Source organism: Mesorhizobium sp. M1E.F.Ca.ET.063.01.1.1 (assembly GCF_003998155.1).
GTDB lineage: Bacteria > Pseudomonadota > Alphaproteobacteria > Rhizobiales > Rhizobiaceae > Mesorhizobium.
Genome location: NZ_RZSC01000822.1, coordinates 1 through 2,507 on the forward strand (window position 1 = coordinate 1; position 2,507 = coordinate 2,507).

The following is a 2,507-nucleotide window of genomic DNA, read 5'->3' on the forward strand; positions in this document are numbered from 1 at the left end:
ATGCTCAGGCAAAGCGTGAAAAGCCTCGGTGGAGAGGCGCTGCTGACCCGCGCCGGCATCGACCCGACCCGCCGCGCCGAGACGCTCAGCGTGGAGGAGTTCGTGCGGCTGACGAATGCGTTGCAACAGTCAGGGCATTTGGCTGGAAAGTCGGAAGCGGCGACTTAGATAGGCAGGCGAACAAGCCTGGAGCACAAGATGCCTGCCTATGTCATTTCCGATGTCACAATCCGTGACACGGAAGCAATCGAATCCTACCGGACCCGTGCCGCGACCTCCATTGCGCGGCATGGCGGGCGCTATCTGGTACGCGGTGGGCAAGTGGAGAAACTGGAAGGCAACTGGATGCCGGGTCCGCTGATCGTCGTCGAATTCCCCGACATGGAGAGTGCACGACGCTGGTACCGCTCTCCAGAATACGCGGCGGCACTAGAGGTCCGCGATGCCGCGCTCAGCCGCAACCTCATTCTGGTCGAGGGAATTGGCTCGTGACGCACCACGCGATTGCCCGGAAATCATCGGGCATGATAATGTCATTGCATGAAAAAGAAACCTGCCACCGCTCGCTCGACCCAAGGTGGTCAGTTTATCCTGACCAGTGACAGGGGTGAAAAAATCAGCGCCGTTGAGGGCCTCAGGTTGTCACACCGAATGGCCGCTATTCTGAGGGAAGGCCGTGCGCGCGGTCTGAGCGGCGACGAACGCAGAACACTGATCAAGGAACAGGCATCCCGCAAGAAATAGGATCATAGGTGGTCTACGCCGCTGAAGAAGATCCGCTTTGCTACCCGGGCACGACAGTTCTTCGCAATAAGCTGAATATTGAGGACCAGGCCGAACTCGACGAATTCGAGTTGGCGCTCTTCCTGACCAGAGCCGATGAACAGGTTCCTGTCGGCAACCTGGACTACGGCCACTACAAAGCCGTTCATCATCACCTGTTCCAGGACGTTTATGAATGGGCCGGCGAGGTTCGCACGATTCGCATCGGCAAAGGCGGCAATTGGTTCTGCTACCCCGAGTACATCGACCGGGAGATGCGCAGAATCTTCGAAGAGTTGGCAGATGCTGATCATCTTCGTGGGCTCGGCATCAAAGGCTTCGCTGTTCGGGCGGCGCACTTCCTGGCCGAAATCAATGCCATTCATCCTTTCCGAGAAGGCAATGGCCGCACACAGCTCACCTTCTTGGCGATGTTGATGGAGAACACAGGATTCCCGTTCAATGCCGATATGCTCGAGCGCGAGCGTGTCCTTCACGCGATGATCGAGAGCTTTGCGGGTGATGAGGCGCCGCTGGCGCGCCTCATCTTGGATATAGCCAATCGTTAGGGGACGACGCCTATTCCGTCTTCTCGTCCAGCAATCCCGAGATGAAGTCGAACAGGCCAGGCCGTCTGTCGCGCCGAAGCCGCTCGGCGGTGACGATGGCGCGGACCTCGGCGAAGGCGCGGTCGAGGTCATCGTTGACGATGACGAAATCGTATTCCTTCCAGTGCTCGATCTCGACGCGGGCATTCTTCAGCCGGGTCTCGATGACCTGCTCCTGGTCCTCGGCGCGGCGCTTCAGGCGCGCTTTCAATTCCTTCATCGAGGGCGGCAGGATGAAGATCGAGACGATGTCGGCGCGCATCTTCTCCTTGAGCTGCTGGGCGCCCTGCCAGTCGATGTCGAACAGCATGTCGCGGCCTTCGGCCAGCGCTATTTCCGCCGGCTCGCGCGGCGTCGCGTAATAGTTGCCATGCACTTCCGCCCATTCCAGCAGCGCGTCGGAATCGCGCAGCCGCTCGAACTCGCGCATGGTGCGGAAATGGTAGTGGACGCCTTCGATCTCCGAGCCGCGGCGCGGCCTCGTGGTGACGGAGACCGACAGCTCCAGGCTCGAATCGCTTTCCAGAAGATTGCGCGCGATCGTCGACTTGCCGGCGCCCGACGGCGACGACAGCACCAGCATCAGCCCGCGGCGGCGGATGCGGGATCCCAAATCCCTCGCAGCCGTCGGCTCCTTGGCAACCATTCCCGTCACTCCAGATTCTGGACCTGTTCGCGAAACTGGTCGACCACCGCCTTGAGCTCCAGCCCGATCGCGGTCACCGCGGCGGCGTTCGACTTGGAGCACAAGGTATTCGATTCGCGATTGAATTCCTGCGCCAGAAAATCGAGCTTGCGGCCGACGGCGCCGCCGCTGTCCAGCAACGCACGACCCGATGCGACATGCGTCTTCAACCGGTCGATCTCCTCGAGGATGTCGGCCTTGGTGGCGAGGAACGCTGCTTCCTGATGCAGCCGCACCGCGTCGAGATTGGCCGACGCATCCATCAGCAGGCGGACCTGCTCGGCCATGCGTTCACGGATCGCCGCCGGCTCGCGCGACGGGTCGGCCTCGGCCTTCAGCGTCAGCGCCTCGATGGCGTCGATGTGGCCGGCAAGCAGCGAGCGCAGGGCGGCGCCCTCGCCCTGACGGGCCATTTCCAGGCCTACCAGCACCGTTTCGAGCGAGGCCAGGAT

At 61.5% G+C, this 2,507-nt stretch carries 5 protein-coding genes; 3 read left to right on the top strand and 2 right to left on the bottom strand.

Annotation, left to right across the window (positions count from 1 at the left end):
• The first annotated feature begins 198 nt into the window (after positions 1–198).
• From EOA29_RS32850 to EOA29_RS32860, 3 genes are read left to right on the top strand one after another with little or no spacing between them, the layout of a single operon-like run.
• The gene (locus EOA29_RS32850; protein WP_126094836.1) at positions 199–492 is read left to right on the top strand and encodes a DUF1330 domain-containing protein; all 294 of its coding nucleotides are present in this window, start codon (positions 199–201) and stop codon (positions 490–492) included.
• Between the two features lie 48 nt (positions 493–540).
• A complete protein-coding gene (locus tag EOA29_RS32855; RefSeq protein ID WP_126094837.1) occupies positions 541–744 on the top strand; it encodes a hypothetical protein in 204 nt (67 codons plus the stop codon).
• Positions 745–752: 8 nt separating this feature from the next.
• Positions 753–1,331: a Fic family protein gene (locus tag EOA29_RS32860; protein ID WP_126094838.1), complete on the top strand. Its 579-nt coding sequence runs from the start codon at positions 753–755 to the stop codon at positions 1,329–1,331.
• Between the two features lie 10 nt (positions 1,332–1,341).
• On the opposite strand, the gene gmk is transcribed toward EOA29_RS32860, so the two are convergent.
• Positions 1,342–2,016 carry a guanylate kinase gene (gene gmk, locus EOA29_RS32865; protein WP_126094839.1) on the bottom strand — a complete coding sequence of 225 codons (675 nt, stop codon included), beginning with the start codon at positions 2,014–2,016 and terminating at the stop codon, positions 1,342–1,344.
• Between the two features lie 5 nt (positions 2,017–2,021).
• Positions 2,022–2,507: DUF1732 domain-containing protein (locus EOA29_RS32870; protein WP_127222169.1), on the bottom strand; the 486-nt coding region annotated here is incomplete at its 5' end.